The organism is Bacillus cereus group sp. BfR-BA-01310, assembly GCF_022664325.1.
Taxonomy (GTDB): domain Bacteria; phylum Bacillota; class Bacilli; order Bacillales; family Bacillaceae_G; genus Bacillus_A; species Bacillus_A paramycoides.
Genome location: NZ_JAKUHD010000023.1, coordinates 1 through 25,818 on the forward strand (window position 1 = coordinate 1; position 25,818 = coordinate 25,818).

Genomic DNA, 25,818 nt, shown 5'->3' on the forward strand with positions numbered 1-25,818 from the left:
GCATAGGAGAGCGTTTTTGAAAAGTTACTGGAATAACATAAATTACTGAATCCATTGCATATACCACATAACACTACTATAATCTCCTTCGTAATATAGAAATATCCCTATTTCTATAAGTAGGTATTTCTATATCCCGTTGCTTTTGTTACGGAAATGAAAGTATAGGAGAGAGCTTTGGATAAGTTACTGGAATAATATAAATTCCTGATTCTATTGTATATACCACATATCACTCTATAATCTCCTTTTCAATATAGAAACATCAATGCTTTAGATATTATCCATTAATTCTATAATATGCACCACATATCGTCGCTGTGTTCTTTTCTAATAATATAGAAATATCCCTATTTCTATATCCCGTTGCTTTTGTTACGGAAATGAAGGTATAGGAGAGAGCTTTGGATAAGTTACTAAAATAATATAAATTCCTGATTCTATTGTGTATACCATATATCATCTATAATCTCCTTTTCAATATAGAAACATCAATGCTTTAGATATTATCCATTAATTCTATAATATGCACCACATATCGTCGCTGTGTTCTTTTCTAATAATATAGAAATATCCCTATTTCTATATTATTAGTGTGTTTTAAAACAAGAAAATTCTTACTCGAAAAAAGGTGAGATAATATGGCTGACAATATGTCGGTGATTATAAGATTCAACAACAAATGCAAAAAGAAATCTTACTTCAAGATAAAGATTTTTAAAATGAGGTTAGACGGATTATATTGAAAGATTCAAATCTCATTATCAAAAATGAAGACTCAAGCATCCATAATGAGAGAAAATCTCCTAATAAAGAAATTGAGACTTCTGAAGAGCAATATGATAATGCAGGTGTAAAAAAGGAAGACGTTTCTAAATTTGTAACACCTGTTTTGAATGATGAATATGAAGATCTTGATACAGCAAGTTTATTTGGGTAATTAACGCTGTCAACATAACAAAAAAGAGTCCTGAGTGATACGGACTCTTTTTTGAGCTTTTACAAAAGTAAACTTTTAAATACATAATTACTTCAAACATCATATAAAACCAGGTTTATCTTATCTGGACAATAATAGCTTAGTCCCCACAACAAGAGCAGGGAACATTTACATTATTTATTTTATCACTTGAACAGATGCTGGTTTCCAACCCTGATTCTCTACCCAATCAATATCAACCTTATATTTTTTATTACTTTGCTTATCTCGTACATTACCGTAGGCTTTATTATTACCGTTATTCCCAATAAAATCGAAAATCAATTGGCTCTCTGGAACATCAACAGCATAAGAAATTGCTTTTTTCATCTCATTCCAATCTACTGTTCCTTCTTTAAATTTCATTGCAGGTTTTGCTCCTTGCTCTGTACCAATTGGCTTCCAAGAAGAATTAGTTTGAGAACCCTTTTCTTGAGATATCGTTTTTTCTCCTTCTTTATTTTCATTTCCGTTCGTTTTTACCGATTCTTCTGCTTTTTGTTTCGCTTCTAACCGTGCTAATTCTTTATCTTCACGTTGCTTTTCTTCTATCTTTGCTGCTTCTTTATCTTTACTTTGCTTCTCTTCTATTTTTGTTGCTTCTTTATCTTCACTTTGCTTCTTTTCTATCTTTGTTGCTTCTTTATCTTCACTTTGCTTCTTTTCTATTTTTGTTGCTTCTTTATCTTCACTTTGCTTCTTTTCTATCTTTGTTGCATTCTTTTCTTGAGCAATTGCTTTCTTTGATGTATCAGAAGGGAAAAGCAACTGATATGTCACTAGACCAACTGTCACTAATACCAAACTAAATGCGATATTAAAAATTCCCTTTTGACGACGATTTTGTTGTTTTTGTTGTTTATGTTGAAACCTGCTTCCTTGTCCCATTCTTCAAACCTCCGTGTTTATTTTCTCCTCTAATCTTTATGCATTGTCCCTATAATTCTTAATATTTTTATTAAATAATGGAAATGAACTACACTTCCCATACAGGATTCCATATAATAATAAAATTTGTGTTTTTTCAAGCATCTGACATATGTTATTCAAAAATAGTTTAATAAATTAAAAATTGATAAGCTTCTGCACTTAAGAAACCTTCAATTTTATTCAAAGGTGATTCCATTTATGTCCAGATTAGATCTTCTGTGGAAAGCTTATTAACAATTAAACCTCTTCTTCCTTTATTTATAATTTTCAAATTAAACTTCCCTCTATAGTATACTAAAGATGTGTCGTTTTCTAATGGGGTATGCCGTAAAATCAAAAGGGATTTTATCTCTTTTACTTTCTTTTCAGAATAACTTTCACCGCTAGGGAATTCTATTATTCCTAATCTAATCTTTAATTCGCTTTCATCACAAAGCCAATCGTTATCAAGTTCCCTTATCTTTTGTATAAAGTGCTTCTGGGTTTGTCCTATATAGAGCAATGTTTCTTTCTTAGCATATACTCTAAAGATTGCAAAAATCCCCTTCTTAGAAGCTTCTTCTCTATTATAAAGATCATTTAAACTATACGATCCATACCATTTAATATGTACAGTTTCTATTAATTCCACCTCATTTTTCAGACAATAATATCATTTCTCAATGTTTAATTTATTATGAATACATAGTCTTAATTACTTGAATTATATATTGTGCTTTTCAATAATACATTTTATTATTAATAACTTCAATAATGAATATGCACATATCTTCATGCATGTCCTATCCTTTGTTGCGTCACGTAGGGCTCGCAATTTTCGTCGGTAATTTTGCCGCTCTGTGGTGGGGAAGCCATGTACAGGGGAGATAGCGTCTACGCCGGATGAGTGGGTTGCTCGCACAAGATTGCCCAAAAATTCGTCGATGTCAATACCACCCAACCATGAAAATACCATAGGTTGTCCAGGCTGCAAAAAATCCGGACTATTAGTCGAGCATCCCAACCCCGCGAACCTGGTGGGCTACGATATGCACGACTCCTTCACGGGGAACGGTTTCATTTGGTGCACCTGTCTCCACCTTCGTTTCTATGTTCATCTACATTTTCTTAGTTTTGTAACGTTTGACGAGGTCGAGTGTGGTGCTAGTTGCGTAAATAGAACTCGTCAGTTGGCTGTCGTTCGCCTATAACATTTAAAATTCGCAAAAAGAAAAAAACATTAAACTTATGGTACGAAAACCCAGTGTCAAACCGAAACCAAGACTGAAAGACCATACCAATTTCGTATCAACCGAGGGGACTACGGGGATAGTTCAATTGGTAAGTAGTATGTAAATACTCTAAAAAAAGAGTCCTAGAAATAGGACTCTTTTTTTAGACTTTAATTTTCAACTTACATCTTATCAATAATTAACTGTCGTTTATACCATTGATTTAATTTGCTTCTCGCAGTACTAGAGAGACGTTTTGTTTTTTTATTATAGAATCTAGAAAGAGTAGGCTGCGATATACCTATCTCTATTGATAGTTCTCGCATAGTTATATTCTTTTTCATATGCATAAACTCTATTTTCTCCCTGATTACTTGTTCATTTTCATTCGTATCTAATGGTTTTTCTACAATTTTTATTGGATGACTTTCCTCATGTATTGTATCAATTGTTTTCTTTTTCGCTAAGTTTTCCATCGAATTAATTAATTCTTTTGGTGGCAATATTACTATTCCTAACTGTGAATAATAGTTTTTAAACCAATTCTTCTTTGTCAGTTTTTCTTCTTCTAAACCATTATGATATTCCCAATGAGAAATTACCTCTTCTTTTTCTAAATCAATAAGAACATTTTCTAATTGTTCGCGGATACGATTAGGTTTTTGTTTCTGGTTTATACCCATAACTGCTAACAAACCTTTATCTCCACCTATAGAATAAGGTCTTTGTAAGCTAGAAAACATTTGACGGATTCTCCATTGCCATGTCAAATATCGAATTAATCTTTTATGATATTTGTGTCTATAACTATTATATTCAAGTGCCTTTTTTGATAATAGTGCGGTAGTACTATTAGATCCATATAGATATCCGGATAAGAAACTCCCCGGTTTGATTCGGCACGATTCTATCCCCATGTATTCGTTTGTGTTTTTATCTCTCCATAGAACTACGGAATCTAATACAAATAGTCTTTTAATTACCTCGCGTTTTACTTCGTAATGCTTACCTGTTTCAGCTCGATCATTTAATACGACTACTTCATTGTCATCATTTAGATATATAAAAATACTCGCTAGGGCCGCAATCCGCTTCGCTACCTTAATTTTATCTTCTACCCTATAATATTCGACACCATTTGCCTTAGCCTTTGAAATACTGCACATTTCTAAAACTTGTTCATATGAAAAATCAATAAATTCATCCGGCGATTTTGCTTCATTCAACCATTGAATTGTGATGGTATCTAAACAATCTGCAGTTAAATCATCCATATTACTCATTACGCCATCTACTAATGTATTCCATCTTGCTGCCTCTTCAATATTCGTTAACTTTAGATCTTCATCTTTATGAGAGGAGAGTTGGGCCACTCCATTACTATCCTTTGCTTCAATGGGATATGACTTTAACCGTGTGTTTTCATCTTCTTCAAATTGATTTTTAGCTATTCCATCTCTTAACTTATAATAGACAGCGGAGTTATTTACTTCTAAATAGTTTTCATTCAATATGTTCGCATCTGATTTACTCGTTGCTGTATCCACTATAGTACTAGCTGTCTGATTTTCACGAAACTCTTGTTCAATAAAGACACCTATTGTCTCGTGAATGATTAACCTGTAATCATTTATATTTTTAAATATATCTAGAGAAGAAACACCTTTTCTGTGTTGTTGTTCTAGCCACTGTACAAGCATTGAAAATGATGGAGAAAGGTATTTTGAAGTCACAATTTTACTTTTATCTTCTTCAACCTCAACATAATAGGAAACCCATTTATGCCACAATTGCTTATCTTGTTTATACAGTTGTTCTGCTACTGATAGTGCATCTCTAAACAATTGTAGAACTTCTTCCATATAAATTTGGCTCCTTATATAAATTTAGTTATTATTGATCTTAATTTGAAAATAATTAGCTATATGATGTCCCTTTTTATAAAAATAGAAATAGAATAAGAATATTTAATTCTTTTATTTCACTGTTACATGTTAGGGGATCTAGTTTGCATACTTATAGCCTGCTCTGTAACTGATTATACAAGAATCAATCGATTTGTAAAATCCAAATAGCAATTATACAATAACCAATCTTTCATTCATTAACTCTTTTTCTATTAGATTTTCAGTACTTTTATTCATATTTATCTCCCTACAGTTCCTCTTACATGTAAAAGAGAAGTAAAAGCCAAAAATGTAAGGATGAAAATATAAATTTCACTTCGAATACCCCAAATTCATCAAAAATGAAAATTTATAGTCATATCATTCCCCTTTCCATCAAAACATGAAACAAAAGTGACATTATGTAACTCTTTTTACTAACTCGAAATTTTTTTCTAAAAGTGCTCAAAGCTTGATATATAAGCATTTCTATTACAGCGATACTATTAGTTATGAAAATTTATAGCTATATGATGTCCCTTTTATTTTAGATGAAAACCCCATAAACCTTTTCATATTAAGGATTTACACGTTTATAACTCTATTTTCATGTATTTATGCAACATGAAAATCCATAGCTGTATGATGTCCCTTTTTTTATCCAAACATGAAAACCCACCTAGCCACTTCTTGTTCCTTTTGCAATTGTAAAATTATAGATAAAACCCATTAACATCACTATTTAAAGGGTTTCATCTGTTTAACTCACAAATTATAAACATGAAAATCCATAGCCATATCATGTCCCTTTTATTTTTTGAAAAATTGATATAACAGTTGATTTAATCATGTTTATAAGGTTTTTTTGCTATTTTTCTTCTGTTCCACCAATATGAAAATCCATAGCCATATCATGTCCATAAAAAAAATCGCACCAATCCTGAAACCCCTTGATACACAAGGGATTAAAGGACGTTTCATCTTTTCATTTTTTCTCTTAAAGGGACGCATTTCAGCAAATTTCGATTTGTTATAATCAAAATTGGTATATTTTATAGTATTTTGGCATTTATTTCTGAATTTATAGGTAGGAGGTGAAAAAGATGGGAAAATCATTTATTATTCGTAATCAACGTAGTCTAAATGGACAATCTACAAATGAAGTTTTAGTAACACTGAAGTCTTGGCAAAAATTTGTTGAAACTTTCGAAGAGAAATACTACAGCTATAAAGATACATACCTTGAGGATATTGTTGATCATATGACATATGAGGAACGTATTGCCGATGTGGATGGCTTCGTAGCACAGGCTAAACCATCTTTTTCACGTCGTACACTATCTGCTATTTCGGAATCCATGGGAAGAAAGCATAAATTATATGGCATTACAAACGCAGATTTGGAAGTCTTCTTATATCTACATAAAAAATGTTACACGAATGGAGTCATTCCAAATGTAACAATACACATGATGTGGGAAGATTACAAACTATATAAAGAAGAGTTTGCTTACATACAGCATTCTCAATTTTATATTTCATTAAAAAAATTAAACCTACATAACATTATTACAATTGAAAATGAATTAGATGGCCGATATACAATTAAATTAACTCATTTTATGAATGAAGAAACTGAAAAGGCCAATGCATATGTTTATATTAGTTCAGTGGTATTTACAAAAGCTTTCTTTGAGCTATCAGTTGCAGCTAAGAAGCTATTCTTAGATATTGCTATGCAACAGCACAGTGAAACTACACTAAAACGTTCCTTAGATAAACAAGATGAAAGAGGGAATAGAACTCATTTTGGTGGGATGTACCGCTTTTTACATAAAAAATATCCACATCAAATACGCGCAGTTATAACAGAATTAACAACTGCATTACCATGTACAGGGACTCCATTATTCAAAATTTGTAAATTACAAAAAGGGGTTAAGAATAAAAAAAGATATACGACTCTATATCTATCCTTACATACGGATTTCTTATGTACAAAAGAAACAGGAGAAGTACAGTATCGCGATCCATTCACACCAAGGCTTACTTATGCTCGTAAAGCTCGTTTTATCGAATCCGTGCTACAAGAGATGAATATTGGTGAGTTTACACAAGAGATGAACAAGTTTATTCATGTATTTAAATATACATGCCATCGACAAATTCGAAGCGTAATTCATAGCTTACGTGACATGATAGATCGTAATGAAGAATATCCAAGCAAGTTGGTATATACACTGAAGAAATTATTAAATCAAACATCACAATATCAAATTCTTGATACAGCGGCTAAAGAAGGTATTTATCCTCTTATTACACAACATGTTCCAAAAGAACAAAAAGAACAGGCTGTCTTTGATTTCGGATTGCATTTCTCTATGTACTCTCTTCGAAACATCAAAAAACTGTTCCGCAAAACGTATGAGTTACTAAACTACAAATTTGCTGTACCTGTTACAGAGGAATCGTATCACCGCAACTATCTAAAGTATCAAGAAGAAACGTTGTTTAGAAAGTACGCCTATGAACAAGGTACAAACCTAAACGCTTATATGGCTTTAGAAATAGAAATACGTGAACTCTTAAAGGCAAGAGGACATAAAGAGCGCTTTGTTCCTAGTGATGTTCGGGAATTGTTCATTGAAAAGATAGATAGATTACCGAAAGAAAAGCTTCGCGTTATTGAAGTACCAGATAACTTTAATTTAATTACATTTATGCGTGCCTTTGAACAGTTAATACGTGCTGGTATCCCAGTAACAACAGCTGAGCAAGTACTGACAGCAATGAAAACGAACTAATCATAATCAGCTCTCTATTTTTGAAAAAATTCAAGAAAGAGGGCTATTCGTGTTGAGACGTTTATTTAAAAGACTTTTACTCCTTCTGCACAATAAGTAACTTTACTCGATTCTATTCATAATAGAGTCTTTTTTTATGCAATCATATACAAAAATAATATAATACCTATCTACATTTCCACACATACTTTCATATAAACACATTATGAGCTGTCCAAATACATTCAAATATCTACAAGAAATCATAAGAAAAAAATTAAATTTCGTGGATAAGTAGATAAATAATACATAATGTGAATAATTAAGTGCAATTATCATTGATATAAATAGCTTATACGCCTTTATCTATCAAAAATCATCAATATTAATGTGAGTTATGTGCTAAATATGGATTATGTTGATTAATTAACACATTATGTGAATCTTTTGTGGGTAAATATAATAAAATTGTGGAGATTCAGTGAATTCATATGAAATTTTACGATTGAATAAATATGTTTAACAATGTATCAATTTATTTCATTTTTTATGTAGGAATACTAAATTTCATTTATGATTATTTGTAGATTTTAGATCATATGAATACCTAATTTTCCGTTGTTAAATTCAACCATTTATGATTTCTTACGCTATGCAATGTTAAAAGGCTTTGCTACAGTAAGGATAAACGTACATTTATCCGTCCTATATAAGTTTTATCTTTATATTTAAAATATATATAAGATATATATTTATATTAGATTTTATTAACTAATCATTAATTACATTGTTACTAAAACGACTGAAAAAAATTATTAAAAAAATATTCCATTCACATGCTAAAAAAAATTTCCATTTTACAATAAATCATAAGAAACCATTTTGAAAAAAGATGGATCAAAATGGTTTCTTATTTAGCATATTTAAGTTTCGATTTTATAAAGAAGTTCGATTATTTTCCACAATAGCACCCTTTAATGAGGAAATACATTTTTTGCTTATAGGTCACCCTTGAATAGATTTCCACTTAATTATAAGAACTAAAAGTATAGTTGGGGGTTTTTGTAATTATTTTTCTTCATTAGTTTCTTCTGTTTTCTCCTTAGATAAAAACCAACCACCTAAAGCAATAAGAAGCATAACAGACCAAAAGATTGACTTCCAAATTACTCCTTCGACAAAATCATGAGAAACAATGTGCACTGATGGATGAGCGAGGGTATGCATTAATAACTTAACCCCAACCCAACCAACTAATAACATTGCGGCTTTTTCAAGACTAGGGCGTTTTGTCAATAACTTAACGAAGAATCCTGCTGCATATCGAATTACAATTAAACCCGCTATTGCACCTATTATAATGACAATAAATTTAGCACCATCCATACCACCAATTTCACCCATAGACGTATCGGGCAAGTCAATGACAAGAGCTACTGCTGCTAAAATAGAATCAACAGCGAATGCGATATCCGCTAATGCAATTTGAGCAACAGTCATATTATAACTTTTTCCTTTTTTCTCTTTTTCTCCATTGTCTTTTTTTAGTAAATGTTTTAAAGCAATGAAAATTAAATAAGCAGCCCCAATAGCTTGAACTTGCCAAACGTGGAAAAGGAACGAAATAATAAAAATTGCACCAATTCTAAATATAAAAGCTAATAGCAAACCAATATTAATAGCTTTTTTTTGCTGTTCTTCTGGTAAATGTTTTGCTATTATAGCTAAAACTAAAGCATTATCAGCAGATAACAGACCCTCTAAAAGAATCAAAATAATTAAAACCCATCCATATTCTAATAATAAAGATAGTTCCATATTATCCTCCTAAAAATCATTTAAAACATTGTATTATGTAAATAATTTGTCCTTTTCTTTTTCCAATATTGTCCCATTATAACTATTTTCTTATTCAATTCTTTTGTCCTTTTAGTTTAAGTCCAATCCTTCACAACCACATGTATATTTCAACTTAAATTCCCAGTTTTCTTTAAAGGGGTTGTTCAATTCTATATCTAATACTTTTCCGCTTAACTTAGATTCAATGACATAGTGACCCCACGTAGCAAAAAAGACATCTTCAATTGGGGAAGATGTCTTTTTTTGCACTTTCTCTAGATGCTAATGATATTATTTACAATTTCCATACCAATTGATAAATATGTTTTTTGTCGTTTCTTTTGTACTTTTTTAAGGGACAACTTCAAAAATTCGGATCACCATCATATGTATTTAGTGTAACTAGAAATCTATATGGATGGTGAGAATATGAACCAATATCAAATGTTATACAGCACTCCGTATCTCTACTCTTCAGAAACACTCAGGCAAATGTACAAAGGAACCAAGAAGGAAGATAACATTTGTGCAATACGAGAGCACATGCTGAGACATGAAGTATACCTGGATCGGCAATACCGAGGTTATTATTATTTAAGTCAAAAAATCGAAGAGGATCTATATGGTAATGAACAGACTGTCTCCTGGAATGAGCTATTAGATGAATATCAACTTTTTAAAGATGGTAAAGGGAATTTGTCCATTAAACCAAAAGGATGGGGTTAATATGACAATCATTGGAGAACTAGGCATTGTATATGGCTTGACAGGAGCTTCAATTTTAGGAATAAAAATGCTGAAGAAGAAAGGTCTTTATCTTCCAGATTGGTTGCTACGTGCGGGTCTCAAATGTTTGCTGATTGGGAGTGTTTGGTACGTTCTAATGGATATACTAGATGTGTTTCTACGCTAGTATTACATCTGGTAGTTGAAAGTGATTATAACAGTGCACCTTAAACAGTTTTTTCTAAGCTTCCATACAGGCTCAACTACCTTAAGGAGGTATGGAGGGAATGTTGTCGCTTTTATTAATTCCAGCAACCTTTATAACTGTAGCTTATTTTTATCAAAGTAATGGAATGAGTGATAAGAAAAAAATTGCAACGTTTTTTGAAATTGCAAAGATATGCGTTCAACATAAAGGTGAATTACAATACCCCATTTTTATAAAAGAAATTAAAGATGATATAAGTATGAATTATGTTTACAAGTTACCACTTGGTGTACCTAGTCAACTTATCCAAAAGTTGGCTGAAGTATTAGAAGAAGGCCTATATAAACCTGTTAAAATATCGTTTCACCAAAGAGAGCTTCATATTCGAGTATTTAGCCAACGAATACCTGAAATGTGGAATTGGTCTAAGGATCTATTAAAAGAGCATACATGGAGAGTTATGGTGGGGAAAGCGTTAGATAAATACGTATATCATGATTTCGAGAAAACGCCGCATATGTGTGTAAGTGGAATGACTCGTTTTGGAAAGACAGTATTCTTAAAAAATGTGATGACTAGTTTGATTTTGCAACAATCTCAACACGTGAATTTTTTTATTATCGATCTGAAAGAAGGGCTAGAATTTAGTCCTTACAAAGAGCTATCCCAAGTTGTAGAAGTAGCTGAAAATCCGGAACAGGCGTTAGAAATGTTGGCTAAAGTACGTGAGAAAATGGTTAAACAAATTGAAGTAATGAAGAAGTCCTATTTTACCAATATCATAGACACATCAATTAGAGAACGTTGCTTCATCATAGTAGATGAAGGAGCAAATCTTTGTCCCACACAAGGATTACCTAAAAAACAACGTGATGTATTATTTTTGTGCCAGGAGATGTTATCTGAAATCGCAAGAATCGGAGGTGGTTTGGGATTCCGGCTCATATTTTGTACGCAATATCCTACTTCTGATACATTACCAAGACAAATTAAACAAAATGCTGATGCGAAAATAGGCTTTCGATTACCAACGGCGGTCGCTTCACAAGTTGCTTTAGATGAACCAGGTCTCGAGGATCTGCCTTCCCTTCCAGGGAGAGCATTATTTAAGACAGATCGTACTGAAGAAATCCAGGTACCTTTTTTAAAGGATACAGATATGTGGGAACTGCTAAAACAATATAAGGTGGTGAAGCAAAATGAGGCATCAAACACTCAAACAGAAAGTGAGACAGATCGAGATTTTATCCACTTTGAGTAAGTTAGATTTTGCAACCAGGAGGCAATTACAAGCTATCCATTGCCTAGGGAGCATTCGAAACGCAAATCGTGTATTAAAGGACCTACATTCATATTGTCACATTACAAAAATGGCTCGTGAACACGTATATTATTTAAACAAAAAGGGACGGGATTTATTAGGCATTACAAAAGAAGTGAAGAAAAGTAGTCAATTACAGCACATATTAATGCGAAACGAAAGCTGGATGTGGCTTGGATTTCCAGAATGGAAAACAGAAAGATCTATAGAGTTTTCAATCAATGGTCAACGGTATCAGATTATCCCTGACGCAACCTATTTTGAAAATAATGTTCCCCACTTCGTTGAAATAGATCGTATGCAACATATGAAGGCAAATGAACATAAAATACAGTTATATGGCCATATAACAGATATCTACAAAAGACAGAACGCTATTGTTCCAGTGATTATCTTTTTTACATTATCAGACTATAGGCAATCTAAATTAGAGCAATATGCTGCAAAACAAAATGTGTTTATGAGAACTTTTGTGATGAATGATATTTTCTGATTAAAACCAAAAATCTTGATGATCTACATTTTTATTAGTTAGCTTTTTTAAAGCCCTAATAATTTTGTTACCGTTTTTTAGAGATGGATGAAAAGCACTTCCTTTACACAACCGACTAATGGTTCCTCTACTAACGCCACTCTCTTTAGCGATATCTTGTTGGGTTAAATGGTGCTTATCTAGGAATTTACCAAATTTACTTCTGGGTTTGCCAATATCAAACCAATCCATTATATTCACCTCAATTAATTTAAGCTTTTTACTATTAGCTTGTCCTAAAGTTCAATGTTTAAAACATGTCAATTAATTAACATGTTTTAAATCTTAAATGCATATAATAAACAAAATAATAAAGTGAAAAAACTTGTAATAATTTTTGGGAATCTAGCATTCATAGTAATAGCTACAAGTTGCTGATACACTATCCTAATGGCAACTTGTTGCAAAAGGTATTCCTATAAAATTAAAAGCTTAAACCCATTGGTACACAAGGGTTTAGGCTTTTCTTAATTTATGGAGTAATGAAAACGAGCTTAATAAGTTAAGAGATTTTATATTGTTCAGTGGTCGAATATTGAAGAAATGTATATAATCTCACATACCATAAATATAATAAAAAAGGTTCTGGTGCAAAAACGTCGATCCCCACGCGAAGTGATACTCGAGGAGTATGTGGACGGATTCCATTTCATTTTGTCATTGGGGTTGTATATAGAGTATGACCGCTACATTGACGAAATAAAAAATCATTACAGAAGTAACTCTCATAATTACAGATACAGTTCACTAACAAAACAATTCATTATGATTTATGATGCAGCTTTAAACTTTGCTATTCGTGATGCTTTATATAAAGAGTTATTTACATTGTATTTCTGCTTTGGTGACATGCTAGGATTCACCAAAGCAGAAATTGGACAAGCTTACATGAAAAAGAATGAAGTAAACCACCAACGCCAGGATAACGGATAATAAAAAAGGCTAGGATTTCTCCTAGCATCAATAGAGGTTATGTCGTATGGAAAACTTGTTGTTTGCACCTTGATTATATAGCGTTTGCAAAACACAAGGTGAGAATGACAGCAATCTTTACAAATGTTTCACGTGAAACTCATATATTTAAAATTATTGATAAGTACTGCAATTTGAGTTTTATTATAAAAGGAGAATGAGGTATGGCTTTCAGAACAGAGGAAATTAAAACATACAAAACTGTTGTTATTTGTGATGATTGTGGGAAAGAGGAGACTCTACGCACAACGAATTGTCCGCCTAGTTTTGAAACTAAAATGAATGGTGCGCTATCAAAGGGGGACACATTCAAAGATATAGGGAAGCAATTTAAAAATTACTGTAGTGGTTGCAAAGCGAAACATAAATGATTTTTAACAAAGGCGTTATTTAGGAGAAATGGAATGATTCTAAATGTGTTTCAGCTAGCCCCGAACATAGCATCAACAATAATAGAAAAGAAGGGGTAGAAAATACTTACAAGTATAAAAATAACAATAGCAAAATTCCTCTCTATACCTTTTGGAGCAAAAATAATTAAAATCAGTGATACAAATATTAAATAATTTAAATTACCATCAGATCTATAAAAATTGAAAAGTACGATAAGAGTTAACAAAACTGAAATGAAACTAAAACATTTTCTCATTACGTTATCCTTTCTTGAAAAAATGAATTATACAGATTAAACCATAATTAAAGTGAATTGAAGTGAAATTTTAACAAAATCCCTATTTTTTATTAAAAACTGCCCTTGTTGAGGGGGCAACAAGGGCAGGACAGACATATGGATTTGCAAGGGGTAATCTGCAAAATCTTATAAATTGTAACATTAATATATACCTAGAGTAGTTACAAAAATGTAACAAAATCGTTATTTTGGAGAAAGAGGATTATCTGAGATGAGTTTCAGCTAATCCCGGACCAATCATAGAAAGGAGAATGTATATGCAAGCGAAGACAATGCCTAAAATTATTAAACCAACAAAAGCGAATGTTTTGGCTGTACCTTTCGGAGCAAAAATAGCTAAAACAATTGAGATGGGTATTAAAATTAAAAAAGGACCGGCAAAATACAGATTGAAAAATAAGAATGCAGTTAAAAATATTGAAATGAAACCAAAGTATTCTCTCATTACTTTATCCTTTCTCGAAAAAATAAATTATACAGATTATACTATATGCAAAGTGAATCAAAGTGAGTTTTCAATAAAAACGCTATTTTAGTAGAAAGCAAGGTGATGGAATGAATTTTATGTATGTAATTTACACATTAGACACTTTTGCTCGAAAAAGTAATGTAGGTGTAACAGAAACTGAAGAAGCAGCAAAAAACTCCATTATTGGTTTGATGAAGAACGGATTAATTGTAGGATATGAAAAAGTAGAAGTGTGGCCATCATAAAAACTTAATAAAAATTTCATTTTGTCACAAATAAAAGAGCAGCTAGCAAAAGCTAACTGCTCGGCTGGTTCTCCAAGGGGGAATGGAGAACGGCTAGGGACTTCATTAAATGAGTTCTGGCTATCGCCTACCTATATTATTGACGGAATATTAAGTTTTATTCAGATGAACAGAATGAATATATGTATAAATTTTAAACTGAATTAGATAAAAAATAACATAGTTGCAGCGTAGCAAGATAAAACTGAAATGACAGAAAACATGGTTTTAAGTTTTCGGCGTTCTTGTTTATTCTCGGTAGCAAACGAAATATATTTTCGTACTCCAAATGCTAATATCCAAACGCCAAATGTTAATCCAAATATCCCAACAAAAAACTGAGGATTTGGAAATGAGGTATGATTCATAGCAGATAAAAGTACAGTTTTAATGGATAAATAACAAAATGTTGTTAAAAGGGAGCAATATATGATAGCGATAATCCATTTATTCATAATAGTTATCTCCTTTTATAAAATAGTAAATTTATGTAAGTTGAAAATATTATATCATGAAGAACTTTTAATTGTATGTAATGAAAAAACTCAACAAAATAACCCTTTGAATAGAAAGCGAGGAATTACAATGGGACTAGGAAATCGTGGAATGGCATTTGAAATGCTTATCAAACTAGCGAATGAAATGTATCAAAGAGGGGGAGTGGCGCTTATAAACAAGCGTCCGACCCCTGTGAAGGTGTTAAAGAGTAAAGGTGGGCGTGTGCTAAATGGATTCTATGAAGCTAAAGTTTCCTTGTTATTAATAAACTTGCTGGTGTATTGCCGACCTTCTTCTTCCTCATACCATTCTAAAATTAAACTCAAGTTTATATACCTAAATCCAATTCCTAAAAAACATTTTGATTGTAAGAGCAATGTCCGCAGTTCAAATTACAAGCTACTCCCATCAATCTCAAATACCTCTCTTGTCCAGTTTAGTTAGATTCATTAGTCAGTTATTGTTTTAATTAGTCTCCTGTTTTAAAGGTCTAAATGCAAATGCACCTGAAATGATTTGTAAAACCACTGGAAGGAATAAAATAAATAAACCTAAAAACAATGAAATTATACTTAATACAATCATGCAAATACCATAAGTTTTATTATTTATTTTATTAACACAACAAGATAATACTAATAGGCCTATTTGAATAATTAAGGCGATGCTAGAAGTAATGATAATATATTCTTCAATACCTCCAGAACTAGTATTAGAACTTGTGTAAGAAATACAACCAATTACAATAAATAAAGAAAGTAAGAGTCCTAAGATTCCTCCGATTAAGCCGATTACAAATTCTACAGTGCGTTTCAAATTACAATACCACCCTTCAAAAATATTATTTAAATTAGCCCTTATATATTTACCATGATTTTGGAATTGCTAAATATTTTATTTAGATTCTTGTTTTAAAGGTCGAAACGCAAATCCACCAGAAATAATTTGAAGAATTACTGGAATAAATAAAAGGAATAATGACATAACCAATGTTACTAATGGAAGTAATATCATACAAAGTCCATAGACTATATTGTTAACCTTATTTACTGAACATGCTAAAACTAACAGCCCTATTTGAATAATTAATAAAATAGAGTAATAAGTCGAAACTTTATAATCAATATCACCATCCAAAACAGTAATAGCTATCATCAATATAATAAGAGAACCTATAACTCCCAAAATACCACCAATTAAACCCAGTATAAATTCAGGTGTTCTTTTCATTTCTAATACCTCCCTAACTATTAATATATTATGTATTTAACGTCCGTTTATCTATATTATCAAATGTAATTTGGAAATACTATGCATAAATGTATTGGGTTTAATATTAGATGTAGCTTTGTTTCACAATAAAAACACCCCTTTAGATAAACAGATCCAAGGGGGCAAAACGTCGCGTCTTTCTTATAAACATCGTGACTTTATTTAAAAGCAACATTAGTAAAGACAATGGACGGAATCCGGCATAGGTATGGTAAGAATTCAATTATGCGTGGTATTAGCGGTTCTGGTGCAAAAACTTCAAGGTAATTACAAGTAATCTCTTAAACTCGGACATACTGATACCATTACTCTAAAAAGGTGTGTGATCGGTATGGAAAAGAAAAATTGGTTCAAATGGAAGCACTATCAGTCTGATATTATCTTATTAACGGTAAGATGGTACATACGGTACAACCTAGGTTTTCGTGATTTGGTGGAAATGATGGAGAAGGAAGTTATATTAGAACAGGATTCCCCATAAGATAGAAATTTAGGAGGATATTTATGAATGATAAAGATTATATTTATGAAGAATTAAGTGACTTTTTAGATGGAACATTCCATCAAGATATGGGAACACCAGAAAAAGCCTTACACGAATTTATAGAAGAAGCCCACAAAGTTTGTATAGAAAATACTATAAATTACATAACTGCATTTTTAAACAGTGATCTATCCACGGAAAAAAAAGAAGAATTCATTAAATATTATACGGACATTTATTTTCCTGCTTTAAAACTGGCTCCCCTAGAATGGCTTGACCAAACAGGTGAAACGTTAAAACAAGCATTAAAAAATACTTAGTAAAAATCGACCGCCCGTAGTAGGCGGTCTTTTCTTCGTCTTAATTTACATTCACATACGCATTGCTAACCGTAATATGGAACGTACTTCCCTTCCAGTTTTGTACTTTATATTTTATATATTGAGGCGAACCGTTAATGTCAACTTGGGTGTCGATAGTAAATCCAGGGCCTACGTCAACAATGCCAGCTATACTAGGGGGACAGCCACACAGCCATCAACTTAAGAATTTTATAAAGCCCCAAAACAAAAAAATGTACACTTTCTCCTGGAGATGTCAATTTTTTCGTTTTGGGGTATTTGCTTTTCCTAGCTTGATGGTGATGGGTGGTACCTCTTAACGTACAGGTAATTGATTAAATGTGTCTAAACGTACAATTTTCTTTTCTGATATGGTGCCCCCATGAGGGATTAATGATTATTGAGTCTAAAATACAATACTTCTTTAAAGGGGAATGTATTTCTTGAGGTAAAAATAATAAAGTTACAAGTGAGTTTTGGGAACAGAATATAATTAAATTTGGTTACATCCCAGCTAACTAAACCAGTATAATCGCTCATCATCTACCCTTTTTTCTGTTTATAAAAACATTGAAGATGAGAAGTTTAAGTATTATATAGTGAAAAATAAGAAGGATATTTTTCACTGCCTTAAAAAGTTCCTTAAGGAACGAATTTAAATATAAAAATAATTAAATGTATATAAATCATAAGGCTGTAAGGCGATTCTTTAAGAAAGCTTTGCGGTCTTTTCATGTCTCTAAAACCCGGGTGATTACAGTTGATAAAAATCCAGCTTATCCAATAGCCATAGAAAAATTGAGGAAAGAAAAAAAGATGCCACTAGGCATCCAAATCAGGCAGATAAAATATCTAAATAACATAGTGGAACAAGATCATCGTTTTATTAAGAAACGCATACGCTCTATGATGGGATTCAAATCACTTTAAACAGCAACCGCTATATTGAGTGGTGTGGAAGTCATGCATATGATGAAAAAGAGACAGATTAATTTAAGGAATCTGATATTATCCCCTTAAGGTAGACAGTGTAAAAAGACCATGAATACACATGGATGTTACACTTTTACTTGGAGGGGGTTTTATTATGGTTAAAAAAGGGGATGAATTTCAAACTTATTCAGATAAATTAAAGATACAAGTTGTAAAAAGTTATTTAAATGGTGAGGGTAGCCAATCAGCTATAGCGAAGAAATATAAGCTTAGAAGTAGAACTCAGTTAATGAATTGGGTCCGGAAATATCAAGAAACAGGTGATATTTCAGACTTGCGGGGGCAAAATGGTGGTAATACAAAGGGTACAGATTATTATGTGCTTTGTCCTTTTTAATGATAATTATATTGTATATTTTTCGATTTAACGCTATAATTACAGTGTTAAAGATGGAATCGTGATATGACCTGTTATGAATCTATCATTTTATTTATGAATAAATGGATTGGTATTTTAGCAAGATGTGCTAATAAACTACTCCACCATGATGATAACGTGCCAAAAATGTGGTGCGTATATTTTCGTGGTGGAGTTTTTTTATTCTCAAAAAGGGGGAGTAACCATGAACGACAGCATGGTTCATATTACAATTGACGGCAAAGAATATAGTGCTGGGCCTGGTTCAACTATACTAGGCATTATTAATGAGAACGAAATTGAACATCCACAAATTTGTTACGTGCCGGAAGTGGATCCTATTCAAACGTGTGATACTTGTATTGTAGAAGTGAATGGAAAGCTAGTGCGATCGTGTTCTACAGTAGTGACGGATGGTATGAATATCGAGTTGTCCTCTATTAGTGCGAAGGCAGCACAACATGAGGGGATGGACCGCTTATTGGAAAATCATTTACTTTACTGTACGGTATGTGACAACAATAACGGGAATTGTAAATTGCATAATACGGCAGAATTAATGGAAATTGAGCATCAAAAATATCCTTACGAACCAAAAGTTGATACAGGCGAAGTTGATATGTCCCATCCATTTTACCGCTATGACCCGAATCAATGTATCGCGTGCGGTCAATGTGTAGAGGTGTGTCAAAACTTACAAGTAAATGAAACGTTATCTATTGATTGGGAGGCAGAGCGCCCGCGTGTTATTTGGGACGAAGGAGTAGATATTAACGATTCTTCATGTGTAAGCTGCGGTCAATGTGTAACAATTTGTCCTTGTAATGCATTAATGGAGAAATCGATGCTCGGTGAAGCTGGATTTATGACAGGGTTAAAACCGGATATTATGGGGCCTATGGTTGATCTTATTAAAGAGGTTGAACCTGGATATAGCGGTATTTTCGCTGTGTCAGAAGTAGAAGCGGCGATGCGCGACACTCGTACGAAGAAGACGAAAACAGTATGTACGTTTTGTGGTGTAGGTTGTTCATTTGAAGTATGGACGAAAGGGCGTAAAATTTTAAAGGTGCAACCATCTTCTGAGGCACCAGTTAATGCAATTTCTACTTGTGTAAAAGGAAAATTCGGTTGGGATTTCGTTAATTCTGAAAAACGACTTACGAAACCTTTAATTCGTAAAAATGGAGTGTTCGTTGAATCAACTTGGGAAGAAGCGCTTAATGTAGTGGCGAATAAATTGGGCTCTATTAAAGAAGAGTACGGTAAAGGTTCTATCGGCTTTATTTCATCTTCTAAAATTACAAATGAAGATAATTATGTTATTCAAAAATTAGCGCGTCAAGTGTTCGAAACGAATAACGTTGATAATTGTTCACGTTATTGTCAATCACCAGCGACAGATGGATTGTTCCGTACAATTGGTATGGGCGGAGATGCAGGGACGATTAAAGATATCGCACAATCGGGTCTTGTTATTATCGTCGGTTGTAATCCAACAGAAGGTCACCCAGTATTAGCAACTCGTGTGAAACGTGCGCATAAACTTCACGGTCAAAAACTAATTGTTGCAGATCTTCGTAAAACCGAAATGGCAGAGCGTTCAGATATTTTTATTAGTCCAAAGCAAGGAACAGACCAAGTATGGTTAATGGCTATTACGAAATATATGATTGATCAAGGTTGGCACGATCAGCAGTTCATTGACGAGAATGTAAACTTCTTTGATGATTTCAAAGATAGTCTCGCGGAATATACGCTTGAATATGCAGAAGAGATTACAGGCATTTCAAAAGAAACGCTCGTTAAAATGGCAGAAATGATTCGTGATGCAGATGGTACGTGTATTCTTTGGGGAATGGGTGTAACGCAAAATACTGGTGGTTCAGATACTTCCGCTGCGATTTCAAACTTACTTCTTGCAACAGGAAACTATCGCCGTCCAGGTGCTGGTGCATATCCACTTCGAGGTCATAATAACGTACAAGGTGCTTGTGATATGGGAACACTTCCAGGCTGGCTTCCAGGATATCAGCACGTTACTGACGATGTAGAACGTGCGAAATTTGAAATAGCTTACGGAGTAACAATTGATAACAAACCAGGTCTTAATAACATTGAAATGCTTCAGGCAATTGATGAAGGGAAAATGAAAGCTATGTATCTTGTTGGAGAGGACATGGCTCTTGTAGACTCTAACGCAAATCACGTACATGAAGTGTTATCAAGTCTTAAATTCTTTGTCGTTCAAGATGTGTTCCTTTCTAAAACAGCTCAATACGCTGATGTAGTATTACCAGCAGCGCCATCTCTTGAGAAAGAAGGTACTTTTACAAATACAGAGCGTCGTATACAAAGATTATATCAAGTGCTTCCGGCGCTAGAAGATGCGAAACCAGACTGGTGGATCGTGCAGGCAATTGCTAATAAGTTAGGCGTAAACTGGAACTATAGTCATCCAAGTGAAATCTTTGCTGAAATGGCGAGTTTATCACCACTATTTGCACACGCAAACTATGAAGTGCTTGAAGGGTGGAACAGTTTCCACTGGGGAAGTTTTGATGGTACGAATACGCCGCTTCTATTCAAAGATGGATTTAACTTCCCGGACAAAAAGGCTCGTTTTGCGATAGCTGATTGGGTACGCCCTACTGAATTCCCAGCAGAATACGATCTTCACATTAATAACGGTCGTATGCTTGAACATTTCCATGAAGGGAACATGACAAATAAATCAACTGGTATTCAATCGAAAGTACCAGGTGTTTTCGTCGAAGTTTCTCCAGAACTTGCACTAGAACGTGGAGTGAAAACTGGTTCGTTAGTACGCCTTGTTTCTCCATTTGGAGTACTTAAATTACGTGCACTTGTAACGGATCGTGTAAAAGCGAATGAACTTTATTTACCGATGAACTCGACGGATAAAGATTCGGCAATTAATTTCTTAACAGGTCCTGCCGTTGACTTACGTACAAACACGCCTGCATATAAACAAACGAAAGTACGTATGGAAGTGTTACAAGTAGAAGGTGAAAATCCGATGCCAAAAACGAACCCACGTAATAAAAAGCGTCATCCTCAAAACGGTATTGAGGTAAATCGTAAGTGGGCTCGTCCAGGATACGTACACTTAACGGATAACTAGGGAGGAGAAAAGAATATGGCAGCACCTATTCAAGCGATCCAGAAGCAGGAGCTAACCGAGGAAGAGCTCAAACAACAAAAACTCGAAGATTTAAAAGAACTGCTAGCAAATAATGAAGATGCTTTAAATCAAATGTTTAATATAGTAGGTGAGCTAAATGAAATTGGGATGCTGGAAGCTGCAAATTCTATGCTGAAAGCGAAAGAACCAATCGCAAAAATTGTTCTAGGCCAAGTCACTCGTGAACCAGTTACAAATTTAATTAATAATATGATGGGCGCTGCAGGGGCATTAACAGAACTTGATCCGGAACTTACGAAAAAGCTTGTAGGTAGTGTATTAACAGGTATGGATGAAGGAAATCAGCATTTGCAACGCAATAAAAAAGTAGGAATATTAGACCTTATGAAAGTACTGAAGGATCCAGATATTAATCGTGCTATCGGATTTGGTCTTCATTTCTTAAAAGGTATGGGTAAAGGGTTAAAAGAAGAATAGATAAGCAACAATAATAGTATTTCATATGTTGTTTGCGTACTTGAGATAATTGTAAAAGATGATCCATTTCGTCTCATTATTAAATAGTTTAGACGAAATGGTCATTTTGTTAAAATAATTGTGAGGGAATAATATTTGAGAAGATAGTAAGGAATAACTGGGAAGGAATGAGAGTATGTCAAAAATGGTACATGAATTTAATGATATGATCCGAAAGCTTCGAAAAGAGTTGTTCGGGAAAGGGCCGGAACGAATTCATACTGTATTTACCGAAAACATGGCGATTGCTACACTTTATGGGAATTTGACACCTACAGAGAAATTCATTTCGGGAACTATGGATGGGGCGGAAATGGTTCATATGGCTCGAACGAAAATGATTCAAGAAGTGTATGCGGCTAATCCTCATGAACATTTAGAAGAACTTGTTGGTGCGAAGTTAGTTCATCTGTTTTCTGATATGAAAGTAGATGAAGATATTGCAGTTTCAGTTTTTGTCTTTGATAAAAATATAACGTGAGAGAAGGATGCTCATCGTGAAATCGATTCAGGTGGAACGGGAAACTTTTAAATATGAGCAAGGGGAATTTAAACATATAGAGGACAGCATTGTAACAGAGTTTCCTGTTACGGTTAAAATTAACGGCCAGGAATTTGTTACAATGGTTAGTACTCCGGAGTATATTGAAGATATGGTAATTGGCTTTTTGGCCTCTGAAGGCATTGTCCGAAAGTATGAAGATATTGATGAAATATGGGTGCAAGAAAAAGAAGGCTATGTACATGTAAAAACAACGAGAATCAATCCTTATTATCGTGACATGCAAAACAAACGTTATATTACTTCTTGCTGTGGAATGAGTAGGCAGGGGTTTGTTTTCGCAAACGATGCGCTGACCGCGAAAGAAATGAATGATATTCGCGTAAAAATCTCTGCCGAGGATTGTTTTCGGTTAATGAATGATATGCAGCAATCTGCGTCTACGTTTCAACATACAGGCGGCGTTCATAATGCAGCTTTATGTGATGTGAGTGGAATTGTTTTAAGCCGGATGGATATAGGAAGACATAACGCTTTAGATAAAATTTACGGCTATTGCTTAAAAAATAACATTTCGATTGGCGATAAAATTATTGTTTTTAGCGGACGTATCTCTTCTGAAATTCTATTAAAAGTTGCGAAAATTGGCTGTGAAGTAATATTGTCAAAATCAGCTCCGACTGAGTTAGCATTAGAGCTAGCGGAACAGTTAGGGATTACTACCATAGGCTTCATTCGTAATAAATCTTTAAATGTATATACGCATCCAGAGCGGATTATAAATATAAAATAAGTAGAAACGAGGCAATAATCATGAAATCTGTTACATTAGACAAATTAGATCGTCCTTTAAAGGATTTACGTATTTCTGTTACCGATCGCTGTAATTTTCGCTGTCGATATTGTATGCCAGAAGAAATATTTGGTCGTGATTATTCTTTTTTGTCTAATGATAAAATTTTATCTTTTGATGAAATTGAAAGGATTACAAGTATTTTCGTTTCTTTAGGTGTAAGAAAGTTACGCATTACTGGGGGAGAGCCTTTACTTCGAAAAGACTTACCTGAACTCATACAGCGGTTAAACGAAATTGATGGAGTAGAGGATATTGGTTTAACGACAAATGGATCATTACTTAAAAAATTTGCTCCTGATTTATATAAGGTGGGTTTATCTCGTGTGACAGTTAGTTTAGATTCTTTAAATGAAGAGCGATTCTCTTATTTAAATGGGAATAGAAGTAAAGTGAAAACGGTTCTTGCAGGAATACAGGCTGCCGCGGAAGCCGGAATGAAAATTAAAATGAACATGGTTGTCCAAAAAGGGAAAAATGAACAAGACATCGTTCAGATGGCAGAGTACTTTAAAGAGAATAAGCATATCCTTCGGTTCATTGAATATATGGATGTTGGAAATTTTAACGGCTGGGAATTAGGCGAAGTAGTTTCTAAGCAAGAAATATTAGAGATGATTCATAAAGTTATGCCGCTTGAACGTATTGAAGCGAACTATCCTGGTGAAGTTGCGACACGTTATCGCTATATCGGTAGTAATGAAGAAATAGGAATTATTTCATCTGTAACGGATTCGTTCTGTTCATCCTGTACAAGAGCACGTATTTCCGCAGAAGGAAAATTATATACATGTTTGTTTGCTTCTAAAGGAAACGATCTTAAAGAATTACTTCGTTCTGGATATACAGATGAGGAGATTACTAATGTTATTCGTGACATTTGGAATAATCGTTCAGACCGTTATTCAGATGAACGATTAAGCGATACGAATAAAAAAACAATGCCGAAAATTGAAATGTCGCATATCGGTGGCTGAGAAACTACTATGAATGTAGAATCTCTTTTTGAAAGTAAATAGTGGGAAATGTGCAAGTTTTGTACACTTTCTATGAGTATAGTAAAAATGATGATTGATATTTCTGTAAGAGATATGCAGAGAGATTAAGCAGCATTCAAAAATCCTTACGATGTTAAGGGTTTTTGGTGTTGCTTTTTTTAGATGAGAAAAATGGAGGAATTGGTTATGGCATTTCATAAACCGGAACAAATTGCGGCGCTTGTGATTGAATCCGGTGTTCAAAAGGTAGGGCAACCGCTATCAGCGATGCTTATTCTTGGTTTTTTAGGAGGAGCATTCATTTCGTTAGGATTTTTACTTAATATTCGTGTTCTAGGTAATGTACCGGAGCAATGGGGAAGTTTAGTCAATTTTATAGGTGGAGCAGTTTTTCCTATTGGACTTATGCTTGTTGTTTTAGCAGGAGGAGAATTAATTACGGGAAATATGATGTCAATGGCCATGGCACTGTATGCGCGGAAAATTTCATTGAAACATGTGTTAAACAATTGGGTTTGGATCACTTTAACTAACTTCGCAGGTGCACTTTTCGTAGCGTATTGTTTCGGTCATCTTGGCGGGTTAACTGAAGGAGCCTATTTAAGCAAAACGATAGCGATAGCTCAAGATAAGTTACATGAATCTTTCGGGAGAACGTTAATTTTAGCAATTGGTTGTAACTGGCTCGTTTGTCTTGCAATTTGGTTAGCTTACGGAACGAACGATTTAATTGGAAAGATTGTTGGAATTTGGATTCCGATTATGGCATTTGTCGTAATTGGATTTCAGCAAGTAGTAGCAAATATGTTTGTCATTTCAGCAGTGATTTTTGCGGGGCACCTTACGTGGATGGATCTTGCTAAAAACTTTGTTCCTGTCTTTATCGGAAATGTAATTGGCGGAGCTGGATTTGTTGGATTCGCTTATTTTTCTTGTTATCAGAAACAAAGTGCTACCGAAAAAGATGTATTGAAGAAATAACAGTATATGAAGCGGATTTTTTAAA

Annotated in this window: 26 protein-coding genes and 5 pseudogenes; 23 read left to right on the plus strand and 8 right to left on the minus strand. The window is 33.5% G+C overall.

Going from position 1 to position 25,818, the window contains the following annotated elements:
* The first annotated feature begins 742 nt into the window (after positions 1–742).
* Complete coding sequence (locus MR109_RS25040; RefSeq protein WP_242274273.1) at positions 743–940, plus strand: hypothetical protein; 198 nt, start codon at positions 743–745, stop codon at positions 938–940.
* 177 nt (positions 941–1,117) lie between these two features.
* Here MR109_RS25040 and MR109_RS25045 read toward each other — a convergent pair whose 3' ends face one another.
* From MR109_RS25045 to MR109_RS25055, 3 genes are all read right to left on the minus strand, one after another.
* Positions 1,118–1,867 (minus strand): YrrS family protein, encoded by a 750-nt coding sequence (locus tag MR109_RS25045; RefSeq protein ID WP_242274275.1) that lies wholly within the window; start codon positions 1,865–1,867, stop codon positions 1,118–1,120.
* Positions 1,868–2,105: 238 nt separating this feature from the next.
* Positions 2,106–2,540, minus strand: a complete 435-nt coding sequence (locus MR109_RS25050; protein WP_242274276.1) for a sodium:proton symporter — start codon at positions 2,538–2,540, stop codon at positions 2,106–2,108.
* A 762-nt stretch (positions 2,541–3,302) separates the two neighbouring features.
* Complete coding sequence (locus MR109_RS25055; protein ID WP_242274278.1) at positions 3,303–4,982, minus strand: helix-turn-helix domain-containing protein; 1,680 nt, start codon at positions 4,980–4,982, stop codon at positions 3,303–3,305.
* A 1,127-nt stretch (positions 4,983–6,109) separates the two neighbouring features.
* Between MR109_RS25055 and MR109_RS25060 the strand changes: the two genes are divergently transcribed.
* The gene (locus MR109_RS25060) at positions 6,110–7,810 is read left to right on the plus strand and encodes a hypothetical protein (RefSeq protein WP_242274282.1); all 1,701 of its coding nucleotides are present in this window, start codon (positions 6,110–6,112) and stop codon (positions 7,808–7,810) included.
* 1,047 nt (positions 7,811–8,857) lie between these two features.
* Here the strand turns inward: MR109_RS25060 and MR109_RS25065 are convergent.
* Positions 8,858–9,607 (minus strand): TerC family protein, encoded by a 750-nt coding sequence (locus MR109_RS25065; protein ID WP_098790174.1) that lies wholly within the window; start codon positions 9,605–9,607, stop codon positions 8,858–8,860.
* A 450-nt stretch (positions 9,608–10,057) separates the two neighbouring features.
* Between MR109_RS25065 and MR109_RS25070 the strand changes: the two genes are divergently transcribed.
* The 4 genes from MR109_RS25070 to MR109_RS25085 all read left to right on the plus strand — a co-directional run bounded on the left by MR109_RS25070 (position 10,058) and on the right by MR109_RS25085 (position 12,376).
* Complete coding sequence (locus MR109_RS25070) at positions 10,058–10,354, plus strand: hypothetical protein (RefSeq protein ID WP_025151363.1); 297 nt, start codon at positions 10,058–10,060, stop codon at positions 10,352–10,354.
* Between the two features lies 1 nt (position 10,355).
* On the plus strand, positions 10,356–10,541 hold the full coding sequence (locus tag MR109_RS25075; RefSeq protein WP_025151364.1) for a hypothetical protein: 186 nt from the start codon (positions 10,356–10,358) through the stop codon (positions 10,539–10,541).
* A gap of 100 nt (positions 10,542–10,641) precedes the next feature.
* Entirely contained in the window at positions 10,642–11,823 is a 1,182-nt protein-coding gene (locus MR109_RS25080; RefSeq protein ID WP_242274284.1) for an FtsK/SpoIIIE domain-containing protein, read from the plus strand.
* Positions 11,762–12,376: a replication-relaxation family protein gene (locus MR109_RS25085; RefSeq protein WP_242274286.1), complete on the plus strand. Its 615-nt coding sequence runs from the start codon at positions 11,762–11,764 to the stop codon at positions 12,374–12,376. Before MR109_RS25080 ends, MR109_RS25085 begins: the two co-directional genes overlap by 62 nt.
* Here the strand turns inward: MR109_RS25085 and MR109_RS25090 are convergent, their stop codons facing one another.
* Positions 12,377–12,607: a helix-turn-helix transcriptional regulator gene (locus MR109_RS25090; protein ID WP_016103720.1), complete on the minus strand. Its 231-nt coding sequence runs from the start codon at positions 12,605–12,607 to the stop codon at positions 12,377–12,379.
* Between the two features lie 396 nt (positions 12,608–13,003).
* Here MR109_RS25090 and MR109_RS25095 point away from each other — a divergent pair, with 396 nt between their 5' ends.
* The 4 genes and pseudogenes from MR109_RS25095 to MR109_RS25110 all read left to right on the plus strand — a co-directional run bounded on the left by MR109_RS25095 (position 13,004) and on the right by MR109_RS25110 (position 14,792).
* Positions 13,004–13,348, plus strand: a complete 345-nt coding sequence (locus MR109_RS25095) for a dUTP diphosphatase (protein ID WP_242274288.1) — start codon at positions 13,004–13,006, stop codon at positions 13,346–13,348.
* Positions 13,349–13,551: 203 nt separating this feature from the next.
* Positions 13,552–13,758, plus strand: a complete 207-nt coding sequence (locus MR109_RS25100) for a hypothetical protein (RefSeq protein WP_242274290.1) — start codon at positions 13,552–13,554, stop codon at positions 13,756–13,758.
* A 577-nt stretch (positions 13,759–14,335) separates the two neighbouring features.
* Positions 14,336–14,545 (plus strand): annotated as a pseudogene (locus MR109_RS25105) (hypothetical protein); the annotation flags it as partial.
* Between the two features lie 88 nt (positions 14,546–14,633).
* The gene (locus MR109_RS25110) at positions 14,634–14,792 is read left to right on the plus strand and encodes a hypothetical protein (protein WP_162791027.1); all 159 of its coding nucleotides are present in this window, start codon (positions 14,634–14,636) and stop codon (positions 14,790–14,792) included.
* A gap of 203 nt (positions 14,793–14,995) precedes the next feature.
* On the opposite strand, the gene MR109_RS25115 is transcribed toward MR109_RS25110, so the two are convergent.
* A complete protein-coding gene (locus MR109_RS25115; protein ID WP_098308701.1) occupies positions 14,996–15,286 on the minus strand; it encodes a hypothetical protein in 291 nt (96 codons plus the stop codon).
* Between the two features lie 130 nt (positions 15,287–15,416).
* Here MR109_RS25115 and MR109_RS25120 point away from each other — a divergent pair.
* Positions 15,417–15,578: pseudogene (locus MR109_RS25120) on the plus strand (Holliday junction resolvase RecU); the annotation flags it as partial.
* A gap of 216 nt (positions 15,579–15,794) precedes the next feature.
* Here the strand turns inward: MR109_RS25120 and MR109_RS25125 are convergent.
* Positions 15,795–16,145, minus strand: a complete 351-nt coding sequence (locus MR109_RS25125) for a DUF4064 domain-containing protein (protein ID WP_242274292.1) — start codon at positions 16,143–16,145, stop codon at positions 15,795–15,797.
* A gap of 78 nt (positions 16,146–16,223) precedes the next feature.
* The gene (locus tag MR109_RS25130; protein WP_242274294.1) at positions 16,224–16,559 is read right to left on the minus strand and encodes a DUF4064 domain-containing protein; all 336 of its coding nucleotides are present in this window, start codon (positions 16,557–16,559) and stop codon (positions 16,224–16,226) included.
* A gap of 373 nt (positions 16,560–16,932) precedes the next feature.
* Between MR109_RS25130 and MR109_RS25135 the strand changes: the two are divergent.
* From MR109_RS25135 to MR109_RS25195, 12 genes and pseudogenes are all read left to right on the plus strand, one after another.
* A pseudogene (locus MR109_RS25135) lies at positions 16,933–17,052 on the plus strand (IS6 family transposase); the annotation flags it as partial.
* Positions 17,053–17,105: 53 nt separating this feature from the next.
* The gene (locus MR109_RS25140) at positions 17,106–17,405 is read left to right on the plus strand and encodes a contact-dependent growth inhibition system immunity protein (RefSeq protein WP_242274296.1); all 300 of its coding nucleotides are present in this window, start codon (positions 17,106–17,108) and stop codon (positions 17,403–17,405) included.
* A 539-nt stretch (positions 17,406–17,944) separates the two neighbouring features.
* Positions 17,945–18,085: pseudogene (locus tag MR109_RS25150) on the plus strand (sporulation protein YhbH); the annotation flags it as partial.
* A 31-nt stretch (positions 18,086–18,116) separates the two neighbouring features.
* Positions 18,117–18,446, plus strand: a pseudogene (locus tag MR109_RS25155) (DDE-type integrase/transposase/recombinase); the annotation flags it as partial.
* Between the two features lie 67 nt (positions 18,447–18,513).
* Positions 18,514–18,756 (plus strand): transposase, encoded by a 243-nt coding sequence (locus MR109_RS25160; RefSeq protein ID WP_242274299.1) that lies wholly within the window; start codon positions 18,514–18,516, stop codon positions 18,754–18,756.
* 66 nt (positions 18,757–18,822) lie between these two features.
* The gene (locus tag MR109_RS25165; RefSeq protein WP_002158491.1) at positions 18,823–19,014 is read left to right on the plus strand and encodes a hypothetical protein; all 192 of its coding nucleotides are present in this window, start codon (positions 18,823–18,825) and stop codon (positions 19,012–19,014) included.
* Positions 18,983–21,922: a formate dehydrogenase subunit alpha gene (fdhF, locus tag MR109_RS25170; RefSeq protein ID WP_242274300.1), complete on the plus strand. Its 2,940-nt coding sequence runs from the start codon at positions 18,983–18,985 to the stop codon at positions 21,920–21,922. The genes MR109_RS25165 and fdhF overlap by 32 nt, the downstream gene beginning before the upstream one ends.
* A gap of 15 nt (positions 21,923–21,937) precedes the next feature.
* Entirely contained in the window at positions 21,938–22,420 is a 483-nt protein-coding gene (locus MR109_RS25175) for a helical membrane plugin domain-containing protein (protein WP_025150799.1), read from the plus strand.
* A 175-nt stretch (positions 22,421–22,595) separates the two neighbouring features.
* Positions 22,596–22,940 carry a Na-translocating system protein MpsC family protein gene (locus MR109_RS25180; RefSeq protein ID WP_000041502.1) on the plus strand — a complete coding sequence of 115 codons (345 nt, stop codon included), beginning with the start codon at positions 22,596–22,598 and terminating at the stop codon, positions 22,938–22,940.
* A gap of 16 nt (positions 22,941–22,956) precedes the next feature.
* Positions 22,957–23,754 carry a formate dehydrogenase accessory sulfurtransferase FdhD gene (gene fdhD, locus MR109_RS25185; protein WP_242274303.1) on the plus strand — a complete coding sequence of 266 codons (798 nt, stop codon included), beginning with the start codon at positions 22,957–22,959 and terminating at the stop codon, positions 23,752–23,754.
* Positions 23,755–23,774: 20 nt separating this feature from the next.
* Positions 23,775–24,791 carry a GTP 3',8-cyclase MoaA gene (gene moaA / locus MR109_RS25190; protein ID WP_242274305.1) on the plus strand — a complete coding sequence of 339 codons (1,017 nt, stop codon included), beginning with the start codon at positions 23,775–23,777 and terminating at the stop codon, positions 24,789–24,791.
* Positions 24,792–24,998: 207 nt separating this feature from the next.
* Positions 24,999–25,793 carry a formate channel gene (locus MR109_RS25195; RefSeq protein WP_242274307.1) on the plus strand — a complete coding sequence of 265 codons (795 nt, stop codon included), beginning with the start codon at positions 24,999–25,001 and terminating at the stop codon, positions 25,791–25,793.
* Positions 25,794–25,818 lie beyond the last annotated feature (25 nt).